Annotated in this window: 21 protein-coding genes; 6 read left to right on the forward strand and 15 right to left on the reverse strand. The window is 71.6% G+C overall.

The features are described from left to right. The first annotated feature begins 2 nt into the window (after nucleotides 1-2). Nucleotides 3-104: an RICIN domain-containing protein gene (locus ABZ860_RS39500; protein ID WP_357230868.1), complete on the forward strand. Its 102-nt coding sequence runs from the start codon at nucleotides 3-5 to the stop codon at nucleotides 102-104. A 73-nt stretch (nucleotides 105-177) separates the two neighbouring features. Here ABZ860_RS39500 and ABZ860_RS39505 read toward each other — a convergent pair whose 3' ends face one another. The 4 genes from ABZ860_RS39505 to ABZ860_RS39520 are packed head-to-tail and all read right to left on the reverse strand — an operon-like array spanning nucleotide 178 to nucleotide 4,838. Beyond that, the gene (locus ABZ860_RS39505) at nucleotides 178-1,014 is read right to left on the reverse strand and encodes a carbohydrate ABC transporter permease (protein ID WP_357230753.1); all 837 of its coding nucleotides are present in this window, start codon (nucleotides 1,012-1,014) and stop codon (nucleotides 178-180) included. Next, nucleotides 1,011-1,985 carry a sugar ABC transporter permease gene (locus ABZ860_RS39510; RefSeq protein WP_357230756.1) on the reverse strand — a complete coding sequence of 325 codons (975 nt, stop codon included), beginning with the start codon at nucleotides 1,983-1,985 and terminating at the stop codon, nucleotides 1,011-1,013. Before ABZ860_RS39510 ends, ABZ860_RS39505 begins: the two co-directional genes overlap by 4 nt. Further along, a complete protein-coding gene (locus tag ABZ860_RS39515) occupies nucleotides 1,982-3,319 on the reverse strand; it encodes an ABC transporter substrate-binding protein (RefSeq protein ID WP_357230759.1) in 1,338 nt (445 codons plus the stop codon). Before ABZ860_RS39515 ends, ABZ860_RS39510 begins: the two co-directional genes overlap by 4 nt. Before the next feature lie 4 nt (nucleotides 3,320-3,323). Further along, complete coding sequence (locus tag ABZ860_RS39520; RefSeq protein WP_357230762.1) at nucleotides 3,324-4,838, reverse strand: alpha-N-arabinofuranosidase; 1,515 nt, start codon at nucleotides 4,836-4,838, stop codon at nucleotides 3,324-3,326. A 169-nt stretch (nucleotides 4,839-5,007) separates the two neighbouring features. On the opposite strand from ABZ860_RS39520, the gene ABZ860_RS39525 reads away from it, so the two are divergent. Then, entirely contained in the window at nucleotides 5,008-6,021 is a 1,014-nt protein-coding gene (locus ABZ860_RS39525) for a LacI family DNA-binding transcriptional regulator (protein ID WP_357230765.1), read from the forward strand. Here the strand turns inward: ABZ860_RS39525 and ABZ860_RS39530 are convergent. The 3 genes from ABZ860_RS39530 to ABZ860_RS39540 all read right to left on the reverse strand — a co-directional run bounded on the left by ABZ860_RS39530 (nucleotide 6,011) and on the right by ABZ860_RS39540 (nucleotide 8,766). After that, complete coding sequence (locus tag ABZ860_RS39530; protein WP_357230768.1) at nucleotides 6,011-7,270, reverse strand: PP2C family protein-serine/threonine phosphatase; 1,260 nt, start codon at nucleotides 7,268-7,270, stop codon at nucleotides 6,011-6,013. The genes ABZ860_RS39525 and ABZ860_RS39530 overlap by 11 nt on opposite strands. A 68-nt stretch (nucleotides 7,271-7,338) precedes the next feature. Next, nucleotides 7,339-8,010, reverse strand: coding sequence for a class I SAM-dependent methyltransferase (locus ABZ860_RS39535; RefSeq protein ID WP_357230771.1), 672 nt, complete (start codon nucleotides 8,008-8,010; stop codon nucleotides 7,339-7,341). Between the two features lie 57 nt (nucleotides 8,011-8,067). Beyond that, entirely contained in the window at nucleotides 8,068-8,766 is a 699-nt protein-coding gene (locus ABZ860_RS39540) for a methyltransferase domain-containing protein (protein WP_357230773.1), read from the reverse strand. Nucleotides 8,767-8,948: 182 nt separating this feature from the next. On the opposite strand from ABZ860_RS39540, the gene ABZ860_RS39545 reads away from it, so the two are divergent. Next, nucleotides 8,949-9,149, forward strand: coding sequence for a hypothetical protein (locus tag ABZ860_RS39545; protein WP_357230776.1), 201 nt, complete (start codon nucleotides 8,949-8,951; stop codon nucleotides 9,147-9,149). A gap of 122 nt (nucleotides 9,150-9,271) precedes the next feature. On the opposite strand, the gene ABZ860_RS39550 is transcribed toward ABZ860_RS39545, so the two are convergent. The 4 genes from ABZ860_RS39550 to ABZ860_RS39565 all read right to left on the reverse strand — a co-directional run bounded on the left by ABZ860_RS39550 (nucleotide 9,272) and on the right by ABZ860_RS39565 (nucleotide 15,012). After that, complete coding sequence (locus ABZ860_RS39550) at nucleotides 9,272-11,764, reverse strand: PEP/pyruvate-binding domain-containing protein (RefSeq protein ID WP_357230779.1); 2,493 nt, start codon at nucleotides 11,762-11,764, stop codon at nucleotides 9,272-9,274. Nucleotide 11,765: 1 nt separating this feature from the next. Next, nucleotides 11,766-12,482, reverse strand: coding sequence for a helix-turn-helix domain-containing protein (locus ABZ860_RS39555; protein WP_357230782.1), 717 nt, complete (start codon nucleotides 12,480-12,482; stop codon nucleotides 11,766-11,768). A 190-nt stretch (nucleotides 12,483-12,672) separates the two neighbouring features. Then, nucleotides 12,673-14,184, reverse strand: a complete 1,512-nt coding sequence (glpK, locus tag ABZ860_RS39560; protein WP_357230785.1) for a glycerol kinase GlpK — start codon at nucleotides 14,182-14,184, stop codon at nucleotides 12,673-12,675. A 48-nt stretch (nucleotides 14,185-14,232) separates the two neighbouring features. Further along, nucleotides 14,233-15,012 carry an IclR family transcriptional regulator gene (locus ABZ860_RS39565; protein ID WP_357230788.1) on the reverse strand — a complete coding sequence of 260 codons (780 nt, stop codon included), beginning with the start codon at nucleotides 15,010-15,012 and terminating at the stop codon, nucleotides 14,233-14,235. 289 nt (nucleotides 15,013-15,301) lie between these two features. Between ABZ860_RS39565 and ABZ860_RS39570 the strand changes: the two genes are divergently transcribed. The 3 genes from ABZ860_RS39570 to ABZ860_RS39580 all read left to right on the forward strand — a co-directional run bounded on the left by ABZ860_RS39570 (nucleotide 15,302) and on the right by ABZ860_RS39580 (nucleotide 19,485). Next, on the forward strand, nucleotides 15,302-16,138 hold the full coding sequence (locus ABZ860_RS39570; protein WP_357230791.1) for an MIP/aquaporin family protein: 837 nt from the start codon (nucleotides 15,302-15,304) through the stop codon (nucleotides 16,136-16,138). A gap of 62 nt (nucleotides 16,139-16,200) precedes the next feature. Next, nucleotides 16,201-17,718, forward strand: a complete 1,518-nt coding sequence (gene glpK / locus ABZ860_RS39575) for a glycerol kinase GlpK (protein WP_357230794.1) — start codon at nucleotides 16,201-16,203, stop codon at nucleotides 17,716-17,718. A gap of 48 nt (nucleotides 17,719-17,766) precedes the next feature. Next, nucleotides 17,767-19,485, forward strand: coding sequence for a glycerol-3-phosphate dehydrogenase/oxidase (locus ABZ860_RS39580; RefSeq protein WP_357230797.1), 1,719 nt, complete (start codon nucleotides 17,767-17,769; stop codon nucleotides 19,483-19,485). A 55-nt stretch (nucleotides 19,486-19,540) separates the two neighbouring features. On the opposite strand, the gene ABZ860_RS39585 is transcribed toward ABZ860_RS39580, so the two are convergent. The 4 genes from ABZ860_RS39585 to ABZ860_RS39600 all read right to left on the reverse strand — a co-directional run bounded on the left by ABZ860_RS39585 (nucleotide 19,541) and on the right by ABZ860_RS39600 (nucleotide 24,224). Then, the gene (locus ABZ860_RS39585; RefSeq protein WP_357230800.1) at nucleotides 19,541-21,130 is read right to left on the reverse strand and encodes a hypothetical protein; all 1,590 of its coding nucleotides are present in this window, start codon (nucleotides 21,128-21,130) and stop codon (nucleotides 19,541-19,543) included. Between the two features lie 627 nt (nucleotides 21,131-21,757). Beyond that, nucleotides 21,758-22,315, reverse strand: coding sequence for a chloramphenicol phosphotransferase CPT (gene cpt, locus ABZ860_RS39590; protein ID WP_357230802.1), 558 nt, complete (start codon nucleotides 22,313-22,315; stop codon nucleotides 21,758-21,760). Nucleotides 22,316-22,388: 73 nt separating this feature from the next. Next, nucleotides 22,389-23,054, reverse strand: a complete 666-nt coding sequence (locus ABZ860_RS39595; protein ID WP_357230805.1) for an HAD hydrolase-like protein — start codon at nucleotides 23,052-23,054, stop codon at nucleotides 22,389-22,391. 27 nt (nucleotides 23,055-23,081) lie between these two features. Next, a complete protein-coding gene (locus tag ABZ860_RS39600) occupies nucleotides 23,082-24,224 on the reverse strand; it encodes an ROK family protein (RefSeq protein ID WP_357230808.1) in 1,143 nt (380 codons plus the stop codon). Nucleotides 24,225-24,266: the final 42 nt, after the last annotated feature.

The raw sequence follows: 24,266 nt of genomic DNA on the forward strand, positions 1-24,266 counted from the left end.
GGCTGTGCCTCGACGCCACCGGAGCCGGCACCGCCAACGGCACCAAGATCCAGCTCTACAGCTGCCACGGCGGCACCAACCAGAAGTGGACCTGGGCCGGCTAGCCCGTGCCTCGAAGCCTCCGGTGCGGCGCACCCCGCCGCGCCGGAGGCCTGCGCCCCGGCGGCGGGCGCGGGTTCAGCCCTTCAGGCCGGAGCGGGAGATGCCCTCGATGATCCAGCGCTGGGCGACCAGGTAGAGCAGCAGCACCGGGACGCTGGCGATCATGGCTCCCGCCATGAGCAGGTCGTATCGGATGTTGTTGGCGCCCTGGAAGTTGCCGAGCCCGGCGGGCAGCGTCAGCGACTCGGGGCTGAGCAGCACGAACAGCGGCCAGAGGAAGTCGTTCCAGTTGCTGAGGAACGACAGCACGAACAGCGTCACCAGCGCGGGCTTGGCGAGGGGGAGTACGACCCGGGTGAAGGTCTGCCAGCGGTTGCAGCCGTCGAGCTCGGCCGCCTCCTCCAGCTCGCCGGGCAGCGTGGCGAAGAACTGCCGCAGGAAGAAGACGCCGAACGCGCCGGCCGCCGCGGGCACGATGACCGCAGGCAGGCTGTCGACCCACGCCAGCTCGTTGACGATGAGGAAGTTCGGCACGAGCAGCACGACCGGGGGCACGAACAGCGTCGCGACGATCACGGTGAACACCGCGCTCCGCCCGCGGAAGTCCAGCCGGGCCAGCGCGTACGCCGCGGGGGCCGCGGTGACGAGGACGAGCACGGCGTGCCCGGTCGCGGCGGCCAGGCTGTTGAGGAACCAGGTGACGGCCGGGAAGTCCGTGCTGCCGAGGATCTCCCGGTACGCGCCGACCGTGACGGGGTGGGGGATCCACTGCGGGGTGGTCGACCCGGAGGCTTCCCGTGTCTTGACCGACGTGACCGCCATGTAGATCAGCGGGCTGACGTAGAGCGCGGCGATCACCGCGAGGACGAGGTGGAGCAGCGACCGCCGCAGCCCGCGAAGTTCCGTTCTCATCGTGCCCGCCTGTTCCTGAACGCGCCGAAGACGAGGCCGCTCGCCATCATGAGGAAGGCGGCGAGCACGAAGCTCATGGCCGAGGCGGTGCCCATGTCGAACTGCCGCAGGCCGGTCTCGGCGATGAGGTAGATCGCGGTCTTGGTCTGGTCGGCCGGAGCGCCCACGGTGATCAGGTACGACTGGCCGAACATGTTGGCCGAGGCGAGGATCGTCGCGTTGACCACGAAGAGCGTGACCGGGCGCAGGCCGGGCAGCGTGATCGACCGGAAACGATGCCAGGCCGCGGCGCCGTCGACCATCGCCGCCTCGTACAGCTCCCTCGGGATGTCCTGAAGCCCGGCGAGGAAGATCACCGAGTTGAGCCCGAGCGTCCACCAGACGGTCACGCCGACCAGCGCGACCCACGCCCAGGGCAGGTCCGTCGTCCACTGCACGTCGAGGCCGAGGTAGTGGTCGACCAGGCCGATGTTGCCGTCGAGCAGGAAGCGCCACAGCAGGCCGACCACCACCACGCCCAGGACGTACGGCGCGAAGTAGACGGCCCGGTAGAGGTTGCGGCCGCGGAACCGGCCGTTCATGAGCAGCGCGACGAGCAGCGGCAGCACGATGAGCAGGGGCACCGAGAACACCGTGAAGATCCCGGTGGCCTTCATCGCGGTCCAGAAGCGTGAGCCGTCCACGCTGGACGGGTCGAACAGGTCGGCGTAGTTGGACAGGCCCACGAACGGCTTGGCGGGCACGTTGATGTCCCACTCGTGCAGGCTCGTCCAGAATCCGAACCCGATCGGCAGGGCCATGAAGACCGCGAACAGCAGCAGGTAGGGCGTGAGGAAGGCCCACGGCGTCCAGGGGCGCATCCGGCGCACGCGCGAGGTGCCCGTGGCGGCGCCCGCCGTCCCCGGGCCGCGCACGACCGCCGGGCTTCCGGGATCGCGCGCGGCCGTGCCGGCACCGGCTGGCAGGCTCACTTCGCGTACTTCCTCTTGTTGTCCGCGAGCAGCTTGTCGGCCGTGGTCACGCCCTCCTTCAGCGCGTCGGCGGGGGAGGCCTGCTTGAGCACCGCCTTGGCCACGGCGAGTTCCAGCGCCTTGGTCTGCACGTCGCCGACGCCCGGCAGCGGCGGGATGAAGTGGAAGACGTCGAGGTTCTCCGCCAGGGCGATCTGCGGCAGCGCGGCCACCTGCGGGTCCTGGCGGACGGAGTTGCGGGCCGGGATCATGCCGGCCTTCGCCCACTCGGTCGACTGCTTGGACATGTAGTCGACGAAGAACTTGGCCGCCTGCATCTTGTTCGCGTCCCGGCCCGCCTGGGCGGTCAGCACGAAGTTGTGCGAGGCGCTCCACACGGCAGGGGTGCCGCCGATGTTCGGCACGGGGGACAGCTCCCACTTCAGGTTCGGCGCGTTGGTCCTGAGGTCGTTGATCTGCCAGATGCCGTCCCAGGTGAGGCTGACCTGGCTGTTCTTGAACGCGGCGTACTGGCTGTCGATCGCGACCTTGTCCGGGCTGAAGCCCTTGTCGATCTGTTCGACCATCCAGGCGAGGGCGTGCTCGCCGGCGTCGGAGCCCCACAGGGCCCGCAGGCCGTCCTCGCTGTACAGTTGCCCGCCGAACTGCCAGACCAGGCTCATGAACATCAGGTGGGCCGGCCACTTGTTCGGCATCCAGAAGGGGTGCTCGACGCCGGCGTCCTTGAGGCCCTTGAGCGCCTCACCGTACGACGCCTTGTCGGCCGGGGCCTCCTTGAGGCCGATCTTGCCGAGATGGTCGGTGTTCCAGTAGTCGCCGAGGCAGTGGACGTCGAGCGGCACGCTGTACCGCTTGCCGTCGTAGACACCGGCCTTCCACACGGCAGGGATGAAGTCGGACTCGGTGAGCCCGAGCGCGCCGACCACGTCGTCGAGCGGGATCAGCACCTGCCGCGCGGCGAACGTGCTGATCCAGTCGTTGTGGATGACGGCGACGTCGGGGCCCTTGCCGGCGGCGATCGCGGTCGGGACGGCCGGGTAGAGGTCGGCCCACTGCCGGGTGACGTTGCGCACCTCGATCCGGCCGCTGTAGGCCTTGTTGAACGCGTCGAGCATGGCGCGCATGTGCGGGCCGTCGCCCCCGGTGAAGCCGTTCCAGAAGTCGAGCGTCACCTTGGGCCCGGTGTACTCCCCGCCGGAGAACGTCGCCGCGGGCGACTGCGCGGCCTCGCCCGCGCCGAGCTTGGTGCCGCCGCCGCAGGCGGACACCGCGGCGGCCAGACCGGTGGCACCGGCGAGGCCGAGGAACGAGCGGCGAGACAGGGAATGTGTCATGGTGCTACTCCTGGGGGAATTCAGGGGCAAAGCGGACAATAGTCCACGAGGCGGGGGGAAGTGTGAGCTCCGCGCACCGGCCGTTCATCCGCAGATCGGTGCCGGACCGCGGGGTCACACGGTCGGGGGCGTCGGCCGTGTTGGCGGCGGACGGATCGTCGTCCGAGATCTCCAGGTGCTCGACCGGCCGAACGGGCGCGCGCAGCTCCACCTCCAGCCGGCAGGGGCCGTGGCGGTCCCGGTTCACCACGAACAGCGCGATCTCCCCGGTGGCGTCGTCGTGCGTCGCGGTCGCCCAGATCGCGGGAACCTCGCCGTACCGGGCGGTGGAGATCACCGGCCCCTCGGGCTCGACCCGCAGCACCTCGCCGCGGGCGTGCCGGGCCGTCAGCGCGAACGGATGGAAGATCGTCTGCCGCCACGCCGGTCCGCCGGGCTCGGTGCGGATCGGCGCGATCACGTTGGCCAGTTGCGCCTGGCAGGCGATCTTCACCCGGTCGGCGTTGCGCAGCAGGGCGATCAGGAGGCTGCCGACCACGACGGCGTCGGTCACGTCGTAGGTGTCCTCGATCAGCCGCGGCGCCTCGGCCCAGTCCAGCGACGACTCGCCCTTGAACCGGCTCTGGTACCAGACGTTCCACTCGTCGAAGGACAGGCCGATCTTCTTGCTGCTGCGCAGCTTCGCGCCGACGTGGTCCGCGGTGGCCGCGATCGAACGGATCATGTGGTCCATGTCCGAGGCGCTGGCCAGGAACGAGTCGACGTCGCCGTCGGAGGGGTCGTAGTAGGCGTGCAGCGACACGTGGTCGACCAGGTCGTAGGCCGCCTCCAGCACCTCCGCCTCCCACGCGGCGAAGGTCGGCATCCCGCTGTTGGAGCTGCCGCAGGCGACCAGTGACAGGCCCGGGTCGAACCGCTTGAGCGCGCGGGCCGTCTCCGCCGCGAGCCGGCCGTACTCGGCGGCCGTCTTGTGCCCGAGCTGCCACGGCCCGTCCAGCTCGTTGCCCAGGCACCACAACCGGATGTCGTACGGCTTGTCCGCGCCGTGCGCCCGGCGCAGCTCCGACATCCGGGTGCCGCCGGGGTAGTTGGCGTACTCGACGAGCCGGAGGGCCTCGGTGACGCCGCGGGTGCCGAGGTTCAGCGCCATCATCGGCTCGACGCCGGCCTTGCCGGCCCACGCCATGAACTCGCCCAGCCCGAACCGGTTGGTCTCCACGCTCCGCCAGGCGAGATCGAGCCGCGACGGCCGGTCCTCGACCGGGCCCACGCCGTCCTCCCAGTGGTAGTTGGAGACGAAGTTGCCGCCGGGGTAGCGGACGAGCGTGACGCCGAGCTCGCGGGTCAGTGCCAGCACGTCCGTGCGGAAGCCGTCGGCGTCGGCGGCCGGATGACCGGGCTCGAAGAGGCCGGTGTACACGCACCGCCCCATGTGCTCGACGAACGAGCCGAACAGGCGGGGTTCGACCGGGGCGATCCGGAAGGCGGGGTCAAGGGTCAGACGAGCCGGCGACGCCAAGGCACGACCTCTCTGTTAACGCGACATTTCGTGGTACGAGGGTTTGTACAACGTTGTTCCAACGTTGTAAACCGTCCTCATGAGACTCGATACCAGGGCGTTACGATCGGATGCGGCTGGGCCGGGCCCTGCCGTGCGACCGGGAGAGGCGGCGTGAAGTGAGCGTGAAGTGGGAGTGAGCCTGCGGGACGTGGCCCTGCTGGCGGGGGTGTCGGTGAAGACGGTCTCCAACGTCGTCAACGGCTACGCCCACGTGTCCCCGGCCACCCGCGCCAAGGTCGAACGGGCCCTGTCCCAGCTCGATTACCGGCCCAATCTGTCGGCCCGCAACCTCCGGCTCGGCCGCACCGGGGTGATCGCGCTCGCGCTGCCCGAACTCGACGCGCCGTACTTCGCGGAGCTGTCCCGGTTCGTGATCGACGCGGCGGCCGAGCAGAGGTGGCTCGTGGTGATCGAGCAGACCGACGGCAGCCTGGAGCGGGAGCGCCAGGTGCTCGACGGGGTGCGCGACCACCGGGTGGACGGGGTCATCCTCAGCCCGGTCTCGATCGGCGCCGAGGAACTCGCGGCCCGCACCGACGACGCGGCGCTGGTCCTGCTCGGCGAGCGCATCTATGACGGGCCGGCCGACCACGTGGCGATCGACAACGTGCGGGCCGCCCGTGACGTCACCGAGCACCTGATCGGGCTGGGGCGCCGGAGGATCGCCGCGCTCGGCGCGCAGGACAACTCGATCAGCGGCACCGCGCCGCTGCGCCTGGCCGGGTACGCCGAGGCGATGGCGGCGCGCGGGCTGCCCCAGACGATCGCCGAGGTGGACAGTTACCGGCGGGCCGAGGGCGCGGCCGCCATGGCCCGGCTGCTGGCCGCGCCCGAGACGCCGGACGCGGTCTTCTGCTTCAACGACCTGCTGGCGCTGGGAGCGATGCGCACGATCCTCGCCGCCGGGCTCCGGGTGCCCGAGGACATCGCACTCGCGGGCCTCGACGACATCGAGGACGGCCGCTACAGCACGCCGACCCTGACCACGGTGGCGCCGGACAAGGCGCAACTCGCCCGCATCGCGGTCGACCTGCTGCGCGCTCGCCTGGACGGCCGGACCGCCGGCCCGCCGCGCGAGGTGCGGGCCGACTACCGCCTCGTCGTGCGGGAGAGCACCGCCGGTCGCGTGCCTACGCGCTGAGCTTCTCGTGGGCCGTGCCGTGCCACTCGACGAGCAGCACGCTGGCGTCGTCGTGCAGCCGGTTGTCGTGATATTCCATCACGGTCCGGATCAGGCGGCGCAGCGTCTCGGGCACCGGCAGCCCGGCGGCGTTCTGCCGGATCATGAACTCGACGAACCGGCCCAGCCCGAACTCGCCGCTGTCGGGGCTGCGCATCTCGGTGATGCCGTCGGTGTAGAGCAGGATCCGGTCGCCGGGCTCCAGTTGCTCCCGGCACAGCGTGACGGGCAGACCGAGGTCGAGTCCCATCGGATGGGCGGGCGGGCACTTCAGGGTGGAGGTCCAGCGGCCGCTGCGGATCAGCACCGGAGCGTGGTGGCCGCGGTTGACCCAGGTGAACAGGCCGGTGCGGAGGTCGAGGTCGCCGATGATCGCCGTGACGAAGCGGTCGCCCCGGCCGAACTCGTCGATCAGGACCCGCTCGATCGCCTCGCTGTTGCGCGCCAGGTCCATGCCCTGCCGCCGGTGGTTGCGGCAGGCGGCGATCGCGAGGTTCGCGGTCAGCCCGGCCGCCACGTCGTGGCCCATCGCGTCGAAGATCCCCACGTGCGCGTGGGCGCCCGAGGTGGAATAGTCGAAGGCGTCGCCGCCGATCTCGTACGCCGGCTCCAGCACGGCGCCGATGGTCACCGCGGGCGTGGCGAAGGTCAGCGGCGGCATCAGGTTCCACTGCATCTCGGCCGCCACGTTCATCGGACGGCTCCGCACGAGGCGTGCGTGCCAGTCGCTGAACGAGCGTTTGCTCACAACGATGAGCGCGACGAGGGACGCGACGTGCCGCATGCGCTCCTCGACGTCGTCGCCCTCCGACTCGGCAGTCATGTGAAGCACGCCGAGGCGCTCGGTGCCGTCCAGCAGGGGCACCCACCACTGGCCCGGGGCGTCGCCCTCCGAGCCGCCCCGCAGCACGCGCACCTCCTGCAGGGCGCGCCCGGCGAGCGTGGTGTCGATCTTCAGCTCCTCCGGCTGGGCGTCATCCGCGCCGGGGCCGCACAAGCGGCGCAACACGCTCTGCTGCAGGTCGGCCAGGTAGATGCCGATCTCCTCGAAGCCCGCCGCGGCTTTGTGGCGGTCGACCAGCGACGGGATGTCCTCGAACGCCACCAGGTGGCTGCCTTCCAGGATGCCCGTCAGCGTGCGCAACAGGTCACGATCATGAGAAGGGGGGATGCCCTGCTCCATCTGTCCACCCCCGTGGTCCTCCGTCACCTACCCACGATGCGCCACCAGCTGTGATGCGAGCCGCAAGACCATGACTTTTTTGGCAACGAATTACCTCAATCGCGGGCGAACTCGGCGACCCAGCGGCGGACCGGTGGGGTCTCGTCGTCGTACACGTCCCGCACGCGCACCGGGCGCAGCCCGCCGGTCGCGAACGCGTCGATCTCGGACCGGGTCAGCGGCCGGGCGATCCGGCCCAGCGGGTCGCCGTCCTCCCGCGCGCGGGCGACCACCAGCAGCGTGCCGCCGGGGGCGACCAGCGTGCCGGCCGCGCGGATGGCCCGCTCGCGCAGGTCGCCGCGCAACACCTGCACGGTGTAGATCTCCACCACCAGGTCGAACGCCTGCCGCCACTCCTGCGGGGGCGCGAGCAGGTCGGCGGCGGCGTACCGGACGGGGGAGCCGGGGAAACGGCGCCGGGCGGCCTCCACAGCGGTAGGCGACACGTCGAAGGCGGTCACCGCCCATCCCAGGCCGGCCAGGTGCTCCGCGTCGTCGCCCATGCCGCAGCCCACGACCAGCGCGCGGCGCCCCCCGCCGGGGCGGAAGCCCGCCCACTCGACCAGGTAGGGGTTGGCCACGAGGTGGGCCCAGGGAACGACCGCCTCACCGCGCTCGGCCGCCGAGTACAGCGGCTCGAACCAGCCGAGCGGGTCGCCGCTCTCCATGTGCTCGGCGGCCAGCCGCTGGGCGTACTCGCGGCGCTCTTCCTCCGTCGTGCCCGTCATCGCTCTCCCTGCCCTTGTCGGTTCCAGCGGCAGCCTCTCACGAACCCGGCGGCCCGCTCAGTCGAAGAAACGGGCCAGCCGCCGCTCACAGGCGGGCTCCCGGCCGGCCTTCGCCGGCACCAGGTCGGCGAAGACCGTGGACTCGTCGCGCGTGACCAGCAGCGGATACCAGCACCGGCCCGCGTCGTCGGGGCGGCACAGGTGCTTGAAGGTCTGCACGTCGATCAGCCGGACGTGTGTGGGGTCGGCCACCGCGTTGACGTGCCGCCACCAGGGCGCGAGGACGTGCAGCACGCCGCCCGGCCGCAGCACACGGTGGCACTCGCGCAGCAGGGGCAGGTAGTCGGCCAGGTGCTCCAGCACGTGCACCACGAAGATCTGGTCCACCGACTCGTCCGCCAGCGGCACCCCGTACGCCAGGTCGGCCAGCAGGTCGACCACCGGACCGGGGCGCAGGTCGATCCCGATGTTGTCGTGGTGCTGCTTGGTGCCGCCGCAGCCGAGGTCGACGACGCGGGGCGGGGCGCCGGCCACCCGCACCCGGTCCCACACCGCCAGCACCCCGGCCAGGCGGCCGAGGCGCTCGCGCAGCGCGGCGAGGTCGGCGGCGGCCGGCACGTCGCCGTCGACGTGCGCCACCCCGCCGTCGAAGCGGACCCGCACGTCCAGGCCGCGCAGCCGGGGATCGTGCGCCAGGAGGTCGGCCGCGGCCTCCTCGAGGTCCCGGTCGACCAGGTCACGCCGACGCCTGTCCATCCCGTCCACTCCTCGCTCCGATCACCTGTCGTCTACCCCCGGGAGGCCGGGGCGTACGCCTGACGGGTCTTTGCGAGGATGAATGAAGGCCGTACGACGGGGGCAGGTGAGCGGTCATGCGTGATCCGCGGGCCGGGGGGACCGGCGGACAGCGGCGAGGACACGTGGGAGGAGACGCGGACGTGGTGGCGGACAGATCCGGAGCGCGGGATGCGAGGGGCGCCTCGCCCGAGCCGCTGACGCCGGAACCGGACGACGGGGGCCTGGAGGAGATGATCGGCGACGTGTCCGACATCGAGACACCGGCCGCGGAGACGCCGCCGCCGACCGGCTCCGAGTCGGCGATGCCCGAACCCGAGCCCGACGTCGGCCCGACCTCCTGAGCAGGCTCGGTACCGCGCGAATGAGGGTCGCCCAGGTGCGCATCCGTGCGGGTTGGGGTGCGGCGCGGGCTGTGATGCGGGCGTGAGAAGCGGTCGGCCACGCCCGCCGCCTCGCCCTGCCGTCACGCGCCGAGCAGTTCCACCGTGCCGTTCGCGCCGTCCACTCTGATCCTGTCGCCGTCGTGTACCCGCATGGTGGCGTTGCCGGTGCCCACCACGGCGGGGATGCCCAGCTCGCGGGCCACGATCGCGGCGTGCGACAGCGGCGCCCCGACGTCGGTGACCACGGCCGCCGCGCGCGGGAACAGCGGCGTCCAGCCCACGTTGGTGAGCGTCGTGACCAGGATCTCGCCGGGCCGGAGCCGGTCGCCGTCCTCGGGCCGGGCGATCACCCGGGCGACCCCCTCGACGACGCCGGGCGCGCCGGGGAAGCCGGTCACGGCGTCCACCGCCGGGGGGACGGCGCCGCGGGCGTCGTAGATATCGGCGCGCCTGCCGGGGTCGGCCGCCCAGCGGACCGGATCGAACCGGCCCACGATGAGCGTCGGGTATGGCGGGAGCGCCGCGTACATCTCGTACGTCGCCCGCCGGACGGACACCCGCTCCAAGGGGGCGGCGTCGCCGCGGAGCACGGCGAGCAGTTCGTCCAGGTAGAGGTGGAACAGGTCGTCGCCGTGGCCGGTCAGCTCGCCGGCCCGCAGGACGAAGGCCCGCAGCACCCAGAACGCGCGGACGACCTCCGACCGGGTGGCCTCGCGGTCGCGCACCACCCCGGCCCAGCGCTCGGCCCTGGCCCACATCCCGGCCTCCTTGCGGGGGTGGCGCCGGGCGAACCGCGCCCACGCCTCCTGCCTGGCCTCGCGCTGCCGGGCCAGCAGCTCGTCCGCGCCGTCCCGGATGTCGCGCAGCGCCGCGAGCTGGGCGTCGATCCAGGCGGGGTCCTCACCGGGACGCGGGACCGACACCTCGAACTCGTGCGGGCCCCGGTGGCCGTAGAGCCGGGCGAAGGTCTCCCTGGTGATCTCGCCCGCGGCCAGCCGTCCCAGCCCCGTGATCAGCCCCAGGCTGGCCAGCTCGCCCCCGCCGCCCGCGCCGGTCAGGATGGCCTCGGCGTCGGTCTCGCCCGCCAGCGTGCGCAGCTTGTCGCGGGTGAGGACGAGCGTGCTGCCGCCCTGCCGGCCCGCGGCCTCGAGCATGCGGCAGGCCGTGACGAAGTGCGGCTCGACGGCCCGCGACCACAGATCGGCCAGTTCCGGGGCCGACGAGGTGGAGCGGATGGCGGCGCGCAGCTCCTCGCACCGCTCCAGTGAGGTGGCCAGGAAGGCCCGCATGCCTTTGAGGTTGGCCCTGACCTTGCGCCGGATGTGGACGGCCATGGGCAGCACCGCCCTGATGATCTGCCACCGGGACATCTCCAGCACCGGCACGTCCAGGCCCGCCGGCAGCCTGCCGAAGACCTGCTCGATCGCGCCGAGCCTGCTGCGCATGCCGAACGCCCGGGCGACGGAGACGGCGACGCTCAGGTTCATGTAGAAACGCCCGCCGATGTTGCCGACGATGTCGAGGCCGGGCAGGGCGGCGGCCGACATGGCCTCCTCGATGAACAGGCGGACGAACGACCAGGTGACGGGTGTCATGACGTCCGGGATGGCCTCACCGAGGTTGCCGGAGGTCCACAGGTAGTCGCCCTTGAGACTGTCGTTCCACTCCTCGACCCGTGGCGCGGAGCCGGTGATCGGGCGGGCCTGGACGACGGCGAACGCGCCGGCGCGCCTGGTCCACTCCACGTCCATCGGCGTGCCGTACAGCGCCTGGATCCGCGCGCCCAGCCCGGCGAGCGACAGGGCCTGCGTCCCGGTGAGGACGGGGACCCGGCGCAGGTCCTCGGGGACCGGCTCCTCGCGGATGCCGCCGGGGACGCGGACGGTCATGACCGTCTTGTCGCCGGTCCGCTCCTCCACGACCGCGCCGCCGGAGACGACGACCGTGTCGGGGGTGACCTGGCCGCCGACGACGGCCTCGCCCAGGCCCCACGACGCGTTGACCACCGTCCTGTCGCGGGCGCCGGTGACGGGGTCGGCGGTGAACATGACGCCCGCCGCGTCGGCGTCCACCAGTTCCTGGACCACGACGGCCAGGGCGACGTCGTCGTGCGGCACGCCGTTCCGCTCGCGGTAGGCGATGGCGCGGGCGTTCCAGAGGGAGGCCCAGCAGCGCTTCACCGCGTCCAGCAGCCCGTCGGCCGTGACGTTGAGGAAGGTGTCCTGCTGCCCGGCGAACGACATGCCGGGTAGGTCCTCCGCGGTGGCGGACGACCGCACGGCCACCGGGACGTCGCCCAGCGCGGCGTGGGCGGCGCGGATCTCGGCGGCGATGGGACCGGGGACCTCGCGCCCGGCGAACAGGGCCGCGATCCGCCCGGCGTCGCCCGCGGCGGCGGCGGCCAGCGTCTCCTCGCGGACGTCCGCCACGAAGGCCCGGTAGGCATCGGTCGTGATGTGGAAGCCGCCGGGGACGGGCAGGCCCGCCCTGGCGAGCGCGGCCAGGGAGGCGCCCTTCCCGCCCACGGTGGCGAGATCGGCTCCGGCATCGTCCAGAGGGATGACAGCCCTCATGTCACACGCTCCTCGAAGAGCCCAGTGAGTCCGCCAGCTTCCGCTGCGCGGCGTCCGCGATGGTGTCGAGATAGTCGAGGGTGGCCCGTTCCACGGCCCGTACGGCGTCCTCGGGCAGCGCACGTCCGGTGCCGACGGCGCGCTCGATCGTGTCGGCGAGCAGCGCGGCGAGCCGCTCCTCGGGCGGGGGCCCGCCGGGGAGCAGCCACGGCACGGTGAGGAACCCGTACATGATCGAGCCGATCACCAGGACGTGGTCGCCCGACAGGTCCCTGGCCGCGCCGGACGCGGTCAGCGCGGCGTAGTACGCGTCGAACGCCTCGCCCAGGTTCATCGCGCCGGGGCCGTGCCGCTTCTGCCGGACGAGCTTGCCGAGCACCTCCGAGTCGCCGACCAGCGCCGCCTTGAGCAGCGGCCGGCGCAGCAGGCCCGCGACGATCCCGGCGAACAGTTCGCGCGGGGTGGCGGGACCGCTTCGCCGCACCTCCTCGAGCATCCGCACCCGCTCCCGGCGCAGCAACGCGGCGAAGAGCGCGTCGCGCGTCTTCCAATGCAGGTAGATCGTGCCCTTCGCGACACCGGCCTGCCTGGCGACGTCGTCGATCGTCGTCTTGTCGTAGCCCCAGCGGCCGATCAGCTCGGCGGCGGCGTCGAGGATGCGGTGTGCCCGCTCCACCTGGCGCGCCGGATCCTGCGGGGGTCGTCCCACCCTGGTCATGTCCCGTCCTCGTTGTTTGACCGGATGACATTATCTGGTCATAAAACTGAGCGCAATGGTGGCGGGGGCAGGACTTCGTAGCGGCCGACGTGATGGGCGCGAAGGCGGCGGCATCGGGATCCGGCCGGCCCGGGAGTTCGTCCCCGACGGCCGGCTCCGCCGTTCGACCGGCCCGCGAGCCGGCCTCGTCTCAGCCGGCGGTGGGTTTGATCCAGTCGAGGGCGCGTTCGACCGCCCTCTGCCAGTTGTCGTACTCGTCCTCGCGTCGTTTCGGGTCCATCGCCGGCGTCCACTGGGCGGCGCGGTGCCAGTTGCGCCGCAGGCCCTCCAGGTCGGGCCAGTAGCCGACGGCGAGCCCGGCGGCGTACGCGGCGCCGAGAGAGACGGTCTCCGCGACCATGGGCCGGACCACGGGCACGTCCAGCACGTCGGCGATGAACTGCATGAGCAGGTTGTCGGACGTCATGCCGCCGTCGACCTTGAGGGTGGTGAGCGCGATGCCCGCGTCGGCGTTCATGGCGTCGACCACCTCGCGGGTCTGCCAGCCGGTGGCCTCCAGCACGGCGCGGGCGAGGTGGCCCTTGGTGATGTAGGAGGTGAGCCCGACGATGACGCCGCGGGCCTCGCTGCGCCAGTGGGGCGCGAACAGCCCGGAGAAGGCCGGGACGATGTAGCAGCCGCCGTTGTCGTCGACCGTGCGGGCCAGGGTCTCGATCTCCGGGGCGGTGCTGATGATCCCGAGCCGGTCCCTGAACCACTGCACGAGCGCGCCGGTGATCGCGATGGAGCCCTCCAGGGCGTACACCGCGGGCTGGTCGCCGATCTGGTAGCCGACCGTGGTGAGCAGGCCGTGGGTGGAGGCGACCGGCTCGGTGCCGGTGTTGAGCAGCAGGAAGGCGCCGGTGCCGTAGGTGCACTTGGCCTCGCCGCGGTGGAAGCAGGTCTGCCCGAACAGGGCGGCCTGCTGGTCGCCGAGCGCCGCGGAGATCCGCACGCCGGGCAGCACCCGCCGGGCCACGCCGTACGTCTCGCTGGACGGGCGGATCTCCGGCAGCATCGCGCGGGGGATGCCGAAGAAGCCGAGCAGCACCGGGTCCCAGTCGAGGTCGCGCAGGTTCATCAGCAGCGTGCGGCTGGCGTTGGTCACGTCGGTGACGTGGACGCCGCCGTCCGGACCTCCGGTGAGGTTCCAGATGAGCCAGCTCTCCATCGTGCCGAACAGGACCTCGCCGCGCTCGGCGCGCTCGCGCAGCCCGTCGGTGTCGTCCAGCAGCCAGCGGACGGTGGGGGCGGAGAAGTAGGTGGCCAGGGGCAGGCCGCAGCGCTCGCGCACCACATGGGCGTCGGGACGGCGGGACAGCTCGTCGACCAGCGTGTCGGTCCGGGTGTCCTGCCAGACGACGGCGGGGGTGACCGGGACGCCGGTGCGCCGGTCCCACAGCACCGTCGTCTCCCGCTGGTTGGCGATGCCGACGGCGGCGACCTCGGCTGGCCCGATGCCCGCCTGGGCGAGCGCCTCCGGGCCGATCCGCTCCAGGTTGCGCCAGATCTCGACGGCGTCGTGCTCCACCCAGCCGGGACGGGGGAAGTGCTGCTTGTGCTCCCGCTGGGTCACCGAGACCAGCCGGCCGCGCTGGTCGAACAGGATGCACCGGGTCGAGGTGGTGCCTTGGTCGATGGACATCACATAACGCTGGGTCACGGCGTGCCTACCTTCGGGCGGCGGAAGCGGTGTGGGGGGTGGGGAGGGTCACCAGCGGGAGGCGCCGAGGTCGCGGGAGACGGCCCGCGCCGCGTCGCGCACATAGCCCACCAGCTCGGGGCGGGGACGCCCGCCGGAGTCGCAGATCCGCTCGGTGGCGCCGGAGATGCCCATCGCGCCCACCACGAGCCCCCCGTACCCCCGGATCGGGGCGGCCACCCCCGCCTCGCCCATGCCGGCCTCGTCGACGTCCGACGCCCAGCCGTGCTCGCGCACGGTCGCGAGCATGCGCGACATCTCCTTGTGCGTCCGCACGGTGCGGCGGGTGAACTGCTCCAGCTCCCCGTCCTGTACGGCGTCCTGCAGCGCGGCGGCCGCGTTGGCGTCGTAGGCGAGCAGCACCTTGCCGATCGCCGTGGCGTGCATGGGCAGGAGCATGCCGACGTCGAGCGTCTGCAGGCTGTCGTCGGGGCGGAAGACGTGGTGGACGACCAGGACCTTGCCCTGGAGGTGGGTGCCGATCCGCACCGCCTCGCCGCTGCGCGCGGCCAGGGCGTCGGCCCAGTTGATCGCCCGGGAGCGGAGCTCGTTCACGTCGAGGTAGCTGGTGCCCAGGTGCAGCAGCGCCGCGCCGAGCTGGTACTTGCCCGTCGCCTCGTCCTGCTCGACGAAGCCGACGAGCTGGAGGGTCCGCAGGATGCCGTGCGCCGTGCCGCGGGCCAGCCCGAGGGAGTTCGCGATCTCGGTGAGGCCGAGCCGCCCCGATCCCTGGGCGAGCAGCCGCAGGATCGCGGCGGCGCGCTCGATGGACTGGACCGGACCTGGCACGCCCCGGATCCTAGCGATGCCGGATGGTGTTCGACAATGCCGACACTTGGCCGGGACGAGTGCGTTGAACTGGTGAAAGATCTTTGGTCATCGGACAGGTCTGCGCGAAATGTGATTGTTCGCGTCATACCCGGGGAGCGTAGTACGAGGTTCGCAGTGTGACCAGTGTTCGACAATGCCGACGATCATTCGTTGACGCTCCCTTGGGCGCCGTTTAACGTCCGGACAACCGGCAGCGCTCACAACGAGCACTTCGGGGACGTGACGGGCGTGGTCAAGGAGGAGACAGATGGCGGAAGGGCGAAGCGGCCGGCGGCCGCTCAATCCACTCGCGGGCGAGCTCGCGGCCGAGTTCGCGGGCACGGCGATCCTCATCCTGTTCGGCGTCGGCGTCGTGGCGCAGGTCGTGGCCGGCGGCATCGGCGACCACGACAGCATCGCGTGGGCGTGGGGTCTGGGGGTGACCCTCGGCGTCTACACGGCCGCCCGCATCAGCGGCGCCCACCTCAACCCGGCCGTCACGGTCGCCCTCGCCGTCTTCAAGGGCTTCTCCTGGCGGAAGGTCCTGCCGTACGCGCTGGCGCAGACCGCGGGCGCCTTCGTGGCGGCGCTGCTCGTCCGGTGGAACTACGCCGAGGTCCTGGCCAAGGTGGACCCCGGGCACACGATCAAGACGCAGGGGGTCTTCTCCACCCTCCCCGGCAACGGCACGCTGCCGGTCACCCAGTGGGGGGCGCTGCGCGACCAGATCATCGGCACGGCCATCCTGCTGTTCCTGATCCTCGCGATCTCCGACGAGCGCAACTCGGCGCCGCTCGCCAACCTCGCGCCGGTCATCGTCGGCCTGCTCGTGGTCGCGATCGGCATGGCGTGGGGGACCGACGCCGGCTACGCCATCAACCCCGCCCGCGACTTCGGCCCGCGCCTCGCCTCGTTCTTCACGGGGTACGGCTCGGCGTTCCGCGACCAGTACGGTGGGCTCTACTTCTGGGTGCCGATCATCGGCCCGCTGGTCGGCGGCGTCATCGGCGCCGGGCTCTACCAGCTCCTGGTCGCCCGCTTCCTGCCGCGTACGGACGCGCCCGAGCCCGGCCGCACGCCGGAGCCCGCCGCGCAGGCCGGCTGATCATCGAAGTCCCGGCTCACCCGAGCTCACACGAGCTCACACGAACGAGAGGCGCAACGAGAATGGCAGACTACGTCGGCGCGGTCGACCAGGGGACGACCAGCACCCGCTTCATGATCTTCGATCACGGGGGCAACGAGGTCGCCCGCCACCAGCTGGAGCACCAGCAGATCCTGCCGCAGGCGGGCTGGGTCGAGCACAATCCGACCGAGATCTGGGAGCGCACCCGCGCGGTCGTCGAGACCGCGATGCGGACCGCGGGCCTGCAGGCCTCCGACCTCGCGGCGCTCGGCATCACCAACCAGCGCGAGACCGCCGTCGTCTGGGACCGGCGCACCGGCAGGCCGTACTACAACGCCATCGTCTGGCAGGACACCCGCACCGACCGCATCGCCTCCGCCCTGGAGCGGGAGGGCAAGGGCGAGGTGATCCGCCGCAAGGCCGGCCTGCCGCCCGCCACCTACTTCTCCGGCGGCAAGATCCAGTGGATCCTGGAGAACGTCCCCGGCGTTCGTGAGGCCGCCGAGCGCGGCGACGCGATCTTCGGCAACACCGACACCTGGCTGCTGTGGAACCTGACGGGCGGCGTCGACGGCGGCGTCCACGTCACCGACCCCACCAACGCCAGCCGCACGATGCTGATGAACCTGGAGACGCTCGACTGGGACGACGAGCTGCTGTCGTTCTTCGGCGTCCCCCGCCAGATGCTCCCCGAGATCCGGCCCTCCTCCAACCCCGACCTCTACGGCGTGACCCGCGCCGGCGGCCCGCTCGGCGGCGAGGTCCCCCTCGCGGGCGACCTCGGCGACCAGCAGGCCGCGACCGTCGGCCAGGTCTGCTTCGAGCCCGGCGCGGCCAAGAACACCTACGGCACCGGCAACTTCCTGCTGCTCAACACCGGCACCGAGCTCGTGCGCTCCCGCAACGGCCTGCTGACCACGGTCTGCTACCAGTTCGGCTCCGCCAAGCCCGTGTACGCCCTGGAGGGATCGATCGCGGTCACCGGCTCGGCCGTGCAGTGGCTGCGCGACCAGCTCGGCATCATCTCGGGGGCGTCCCAGAGCGAGGCGCTGGCCCGGCAGGTCGAGGACAACGGCGGCGTCTACTTCGTGCCCGCGTTCTCCGGCCTGTTCGCGCCCTACTGGCGGTCCGACGCCCGCGGCGCCATCGTCGGCCTGTCTCGCTACAACACCAACGCCCATCTGGCCCGCGCCACGCTCGAGTCGATCTGCTACCAGACCAAGGACGTGGTCGGCGCGATGGAGCAGGACTCCGGCGTCGTCCTCGATGTGCTTCGGGTGGACGGCGGCGTGACGGCCAACGAGCTGTGCATGCAGCTCCAGGCCGACATCCTCGGCGTCCCGGTGTCGCGTCCGGTGGTCGCCGAGACCACCGCGCTCGGCGCCGCGTACGCCGCCGGGCTCGCCGTCGGCTTCTGGAAGTCCACCGACGACCTCAAGCGGAACTGGCACGAGGACCGCCGCTGGGAGCCCACCTGGAGCGACGAGCAGCGCGAGCGCGGCTACGCCGGATGGCGCAAGGCCGTTCAGCGGACGCTCGACTGGGTCGACGTCGACTGAGCCGGCTGACGACGATACGAGGGAGTCAACACCGATATGTCTGTACCCATGGGTCCCCGCGCTCGGGAGGCGGCGCTGCGGAGGCTGGCCGAGGACGAGTTCGACGTCCTGGTCGTCGGGGGCGGGGTGGTCGGCGCCGGGGTCGCGCTCGACGCGGTCTCGCGCGGCCTGTCCGTCGCGCTGGTGGAGGCCCGTGACCTCGCGGCCGGCACCTCGAGCCGGTCGAGCAAGCTGATCCACGGCGGGCTGCGCTATCTGGAGCAGCTCGACTTCCGGCTGGTGCGGGAGGCGCTCAGGGAGCGGGGCCTGCTGGTGACCCGGCTGGCCCCGCATCTGGTCCGTCCGGTGCCGTTCCTGTTCCCGCTGCGTCATCGGGTGTGGGAGCGCGGCTACATCGGCGCGGGCGTGCTGCTCTACGACACGCTCGGCGGCGCCCGCGCGCTGCCGCGGCACCGCCAGCTCAGTCACAGCCGGGCCCTGCGCGAGGCTCCCGGCCTGCGCAGCGACGCGCTCGTCGGGGCGATCCAGTACTACGACGCCCAGGTCGACGACGCCCGGTTCACGATGACGGTGGCCCGCACGGCCATGCAGTACGGCGCGTGCGTCACCACCCGGACCAAGGTCACCGGATTCCTCCGGGACGAGCTCCCGGACGGAGGAGGCCGGGTCACCGGCGCGGTGGTGCGCGACCTGGAAAGCGGCGCCGAGCTGCGCGTCAGGGCCCACCAGGTGATCAACGCCACCGGCGTGTGGACCGACGAGATCCAGCGGCTCGCGGGGGCGTCGCCGGGCTCACGGGGGTCGGTGACCGTCCAGGCGTCCAAGGGCGTGCACCTCGTCGTGCCGAGGGAGCGGATCCGCCTCGACACCGGGCTGATCCTGCGCACCGAGAAGAGCGTGCTGTTCGTCATCCCCTGGGGCCCGCACTGGATCGTCGGCACCACCGACACCCCCTGGGACCTGGACAAGGTCGAGCCGGCCCCCACCCGGGCCGACATCGACTACATCCTGGAGCACGTCAACGCCGTGCTGCGGACGCCGCTCACCCACGACGACATCGAGGGCGTCTACGCGGGACTGCGCCCGCTGCTGGGCGGGTCGGCAGCGGGGTCGGAGACCGTCAAGCTGTCCAGGGAGCACGCGGTCATCCGGCCCGAGCCCGGCCTGGTCATCGTCGCGGGCGGCAAGTACACCACCTACCGCGTGATGGCCAAGGACGCCGTCGACGTCGCGGTGGCCGACCTCGGCCAGAAGGTGCCCACGTCGGTCACCGACCGCGTCCCCGTCCTCGGGGCCGCCGGATTCGAGGCGCTGCGCAACAACCGGCGCCGCCTCGCCGGGCGCGCGGCGCTGCCCGTCGCGCGCGTCGAGCACCTGCTCGGCCGGTACGGCTCCTGCGTCGAGGAGGTGCTCGCGCTGATCGAGGCCGACCCCGGCCTGGGCGAGCCGATCCCCGGCGCGGAGGGCTACCTCAAGGCCGAGGCCGTGTACGCGGTCACGCACGAGGGAGCGCTGCACCTGGAGGACGTCCTGGTCCGGCGCACCCGGGTCTTCATCGAGGAGCGCGACCACGGTCTCACGGCGGCCCCCGAGGTCGCCGCGCTGGTCGCGCCCGTCCTCGGCTGGGACGACGACCGGGTGCGCGCGGAGATCGAGGCCTACCGGTCCGGCGTGGAGGCCGACCTCGCGGCGCAGCGGGAGATCGACGACGCCGCGGCCAACGCCGTACGCCTCGCCGCGGCCACCCCGGCGCGGCACGTCGCCTAGAGGATCGCAACAGCGGCCACGGCCTGGGTCGTCCAGGCCGAGGCCGCCGTGCCGGTCATTCCTGCGGCGCCTCTTCGACCGTCAGATTGAAAGTGGCCGTCGTCGGCAGGCTCGCCCGGTCGCCGTCCCACTCAACGCGATACGAATACTCGCCCGCCTCGGCAGGTGTATCCATGAAGCGGAATCGTCCGTCTGGGGTGATCCTGGACACGGACGGCAGCGCGGTGACCACAGTGCCCTTGCTGTTGGTGACCTCGCGCAGGATCCGCAACGGGGTGGTGGAACCCAGGGGTTGACCACCCTGGGAAAGCACACCGCTGAACGTGAGTTGTGTGCCGGCGACGCCCGTCGCCGGTCCGGACAGGGTGATCGACGATTCCGCCTTGACCAAGGTGACGGTCGCCGAGGCGGCGCTCCAGTGCGCGGTCGGACTCCCGTTCCAGACCACGTCATATCTGATCACCCCCGCGCGTCTCGGCCTGTCCTTGAAGGTGAACGTGCCGTCCTCCGCGGTCGTCACTCCCAAGGTGGTGCCGGCGCTGTCGTCCACGTGGCGGGTCACAGAAAGCGGCTGCTCACCCGGAGCCGACCCGTCGGGCAGCGTGAGCCGGCCGGTCAGGGTGAGTATGTCGGCCCCCGTCCCGGTGGACGGAGCCGTCAGGGTCAGCGTGGATTCCGGGAGCGTGCCGGTTTCCAGCCGCCACAGGTGCAGCTGGTCGCTGTCCACGTCTCGCCACACGGCGAACAGGTCGTCACCCGAGAACGTGAGACTCCGCAGGTCCATCAGACCGCCATGATCCGTGAGAGTGCCGGTGTGGACCGGGGCCGCCGTCGCGCTCTCGTACAGGGTCACGCCTAGTCCGGACCTGGTCCCACGTCCGCCCGCGACGTGAGTTCCGTCCGGGCTGACCGCGACGACCGGCAGGTAGTAGCCGGAGGCCGGACCCGGGCCGTAGGCGCGGACCTTCTGGAGGCTGGTCGTGTCCCAGGCGAAGTATTCGTCCGAATCGGGGAATGCCGCGATGATCGTCGAGCCGTCCGGTGTGATGGCGAGGTCTCCCAGGAAGCCCGTGTCGTAGTCGTGGCCGTCGATGATGCCGCGCAGGGTGGCCGGGGTCGTGCTCACGTCATACACCCTCAGGCTGGCCGGGCTGAGCCCCGAGTCGCCGACAACCAGAGTATTTCCGGCGGCGGCGAGCTTGGGGCTGGCATAGGTCGCTGCCACCTGGGTCGGTCGTGGCGTCTGTTCCAATAGGTCGAGGCGGACGACACCGCCATCCCATTGGTCGCACCCGTATCCGACCCAGAGCCATCTGCCCGACAACGCCACGTTGGTCGGGCATGGGTATTCGGCCAGGCTGATCAGGCGTGTGGTGTCGAGAGTGGCGGTATCGAGCTCCATAACCTCGTTCTGATCGCGTAGCGCCGTATACAGCCGTGTGCCGTCCGGTGTGATGGCAAGGCTCAGCGCACCCAACAGGCCGGTGATGGCGGCGTTGCGCGTGCCGTTGGCGTTGACGACGAGGATTCGGTCGTCCCCGGCGATGTATGCCTTGCCTCCTCCCGCTACCACGTCACCGCCGCTCGTGATGCCCAGGTCGGTCGTGATGTCGGCGGCCGAGGCAGCCGGTGCTGGCAGGGCCACGAGGCCGGCTGTTATCGCCAAAGCGGTCGCGAGGCCGGCCAGCCGCCGAGTCAGCCAGGCGACTGATACGTGGAATGAGCCGCGTTTCCCGCGGAGCGAGGAGGGCGCGTATCCTCTTGATTCGAATACGTGGGAATGATGGGGATGTTCCGATAGGAAGGCATTTATCACGACAGTGATGTAGCCATATCCATCCCGATCAAGTCAAGACGATATCGAACTCGTATACCGGCCCAGGCGGTGCAGGTTTCGACCCCTCTGCGTACAGAGGCATGCTCCCCGAGGTTCAAGGGTTTTCGGTCCGGTGAGTTTCGTCTAACCTGGTTTCAGGTGCCTCGCCATATCTCAACGCTCATCCCCGCGCCGCTCCGCTGGCCGAGATTGGGTCGCTCGCGTGCTCGGTTGCCGTGTTAATCCTGCGTGATCGATAGCATCTGTGCGTTTTCATCCAATAGTTGACGAAAGACGCTTGTGTTGTGGCCCTGTGGGTGGGTGCGCTCGGTGGGCTTGCGTTTCTCGTAGGAGGTGCCGGAGATAGGCGCCCTGCGGCCTGCTCCCGTCCCGTGTCTCGCTTGACGGCAAGCCGGTCGAGTCCGGACCGTCCGGCTCCGTCTCGCCGAACCGCCTCTACTTCCTCTGCGGAGCGATCCCCTTGTCCACGCGAGCGGCGATGATCTGCGCGCACCTCAGGGACTCGGTGTGCGTGGTGTCCACTTCCAGGTCGTAGACCACGCCTTCGTGGACCACCGCCGCCTGCGACACGGCCATGCCCGGGATCCGGTCTCCCCGGGCCCTCTCGCGCTCGGCGGCGACCGCGCTGTCGCACCTGACGCCGACCCACAGGACGTCCAGCCCGCGGAGAACCCCCCGCCACCGCTGCTGGGTCGCCCCGCCACCGAGGAAGACGTCGTCGATGATCACCGGGGCCCCGGCGCGGGCCATCGCCGCGATCCCTTCCATCCACGCCGACTGCAGCGCCATGAACTCCGGCCCGACGTCCACGGCGCCGTCGGGGGCGAACTCGATTCCCGTGTCCGTGCCCTGCATGGACCGGGGCATCGCCTCGATGAGCGAGTCGACCCCGAAGGCGAGCCACGGCTGCGGCAGGACCGCCTGCAGGTGCCGGACGATCTCGGACTTGCCGGCGCTCGATCCGCCGTTGAGCACGATCACCTGAGTCGTCACGGCGTACACGGTAGAGGTTCGGCCTTCGGGCCTGAAACCATTTTCCGCCGACGCCGCCCTGCGGCTACGGCGGTCAGCCTGCCGGAGGGGCGCCCGCCGTGCATGACAGCACCTCGAGGAGGCGTTCGGGCGTGTCCACCACGGCGAGCAGGCCGGGATCGGCGAATTCGGCCGTCTCGCCGAACCCCCACGTCACGGCGATGCTCCGCACACCGCAGGCGGCCGCGCCGGCGACGTCCTCCCTGCGGTCGCCGATCATGACAGCCGCCTCGGGCGGGGCGCCGAGGACGTCGAGCGCGTGCCGGACCACGTCCGCCTTGTGCCGCCGTGACCCGTCGAGCGTCGCCCCGGCCACGTACGCGAAGAAGCCGTCGAGCCCGAAGTGCACCAGGATCTTCTCCGCGAAGACGGCCGGCTTCGACGTCGCCACCGCGAGGGTCCAGCCGCCGGCGACGAGAGCCTCCAGCACGGCGGGGATTCCCGCGATGACCTCGTTCTCGTACATCCCGCCGCCGGTGTAGCGCTCCCGGTAGGCGTGCACCGCGTCGTCAAGACGCTCCGGCGGCACGCCGAGGAGGAGGAAGGCGTCCTGAAGGGGAGGGCCGATCAGCGCGCGGAGCCGCTCGTGCTCCACCTCCGCGATCCCGACCGCGGAAAGGGCGTGCCGCAGCGAGGCGACGATGCCGGTCTCGGGGTCGGTCAGCGTGCCGTCGAGGTCGAAGAGGCAGTATCGGGTCACGTACGGCTGTCCATTCGGGGTCGGTGTTCAGGCGAGCACGGCGTCCAGCAGCAGGGATCCGGCGCCGAGCAGGGCGGCGTCGGGCCCCGACCGGGTGGTGGAGATCTCCAGGTCGCGGGTGGCCAGCGGCAGGCACCGCTCGTACACCGCCGCGCGGATCGACGCGATCAGCGGCTCGGCCGGCGACAGGCTGCCTCCGACCACGATCGCGTCGGGATTGATGAAGTTGACCAGCACGGTCAGCACCTCGCCGATGAGCCGGCCGGCGTTGCGGACGAGGGCGGTGGCCTCGGGCACCCCGTCCTCGACCAGCGCGACGACGTCGGCCGGCCGTCGCACCTCGAAACCCTGCTCGTTGAGCACGCTCATCAGGGCCGCGCCGCTGGCGTAGGCCTCCAGGCAGTCGTCGTGCCCGCAGGAGCAGGTGACCGACGAGTCGCTCCTGACCCGCACGTGGCTGATGTCCCCGGCCGCGCCCCGCCCCCGGTGGAGCGCGCCGTTCACGATCACGCCGCAGCCGATGCCGCTGCCGGTCTTGAGCACCATCAGCGTCTCGCACTTCGGCCACGCCCTGGCCTCCCCGGCCGCCATGAGGTTGGCGTCGTTCTCCACGAGCACCGGCAGGTCGAAGTGCGCGCCGAGGCGCTCCGCGACGGGGAAGTTGTTCCAGCCGGGCATGCGCGAGGGCGCGACGACCCGGCCGGTCGCCGGGTCCACAGGGCCGGGGATGCCCGTGCCGACCCCGCGCAGCGGGACCCCGGGCGGGCCGTGCGCCGCCAGCAGGTCCTCGAACGCCGCGGCCATCCAGTCGATGGTCGCCTCGGGGCCGTCCGCGATCTCACAGGGGCGCTCCTCGACCACCAGCGGGGTGCCGCTGAGGTCGAGGAGCCCGAGGCGCGCGTGGTGGGCGCCCAGGTCGGCGACCGCGAGCAGTCCCGCGCTGGGACTGAGCCGCAGCCGGCGGGGTCGCCGGCCGCCGCGGGAGGTGCCCGCGCCCTCCTCCACCAGCAGCCCGCTGCCGATCAGCTCTTCGACGCGCAGCGAGACGCTGGAGGCCGCCAGGCCGGACAGGCGGGCGAGTTCCGCCCGCGACTCGGCGTGGCCGGCGGCGACGAGGCGCAGGAGGTCGCCCTGCGCCCCCCGCACCGGCAACCTCTCTTTGCCTGGCATGGAGGAAGGAATACCACGACTTGACTTTGTGCGCCAGCGCGT

It is taken from the genome of Microbispora sp. NPDC046973 (genome assembly GCF_040644495.1).
Classification (GTDB): domain Bacteria; phylum Actinomycetota; class Actinomycetes; order Streptosporangiales; family Streptosporangiaceae; genus Microbispora.

Bases quoted from the DNA above. Each gene is read 5' to 3' on its own strand.
- ABZ860_RS39540 (WP_357230773.1), bottom strand. From the start codon at position 8,766: ATGGACAGGCGTCGGCGTGACCTGGTCGACCGGGACCTCGAGGAGGCC.
- ABZ860_RS39535 (WP_357230771.1), bottom strand. From the start codon at position 8,010: ATGACGGGCACGACGGAGGAAGAGCGCCGCGAGTACGCCCAGCGGCTG.
- ABZ860_RS39570 (WP_357230791.1), top strand. From the start codon at position 15,302: ATGGCGGAAGGGCGAAGCGGCCGGCGGCCGCTCAATCCACTCGCGGGC.
- ABZ860_RS39600 (WP_357230808.1), bottom strand. From the start codon at position 24,224: ATGCCAGGCAAAGAGAGGTTGCCGGTGCGGGGGGCGCAGGGCGACCTC.
- ABZ860_RS39580 (WP_357230797.1), top strand. From the start codon at position 17,767: ATGGGTCCCCGCGCTCGGGAGGCGGCGCTGCGGAGGCTGGCCGAGGAC.
- ABZ860_RS39550 (WP_357230779.1), bottom strand. From the start codon at position 11,764: ATGAGGGCTGTCATCCCTCTGGACGATGCCGGAGCCGATCTCGCCACC.
- ABZ860_RS39515 (WP_357230759.1), bottom strand. From the start codon at position 3,319: ATGACACATTCCCTGTCTCGCCGCTCGTTCCTCGGCCTCGCCGGTGCC.
- ABZ860_RS39555 (WP_357230782.1), bottom strand. From the start codon at position 12,482: ATGACCAGGGTGGGACGACCCCCGCAGGATCCGGCGCGCCAGGTGGAG.
- ABZ860_RS39505 (WP_357230753.1), bottom strand. From the start codon at position 1,014: ATGAGAACGGAACTTCGCGGGCTGCGGCGGTCGCTGCTCCACCTCGTC.
- glpK (WP_357230794.1), top strand. From the start codon at position 16,201: ATGGCAGACTACGTCGGCGCGGTCGACCAGGGGACGACCAGCACCCGC.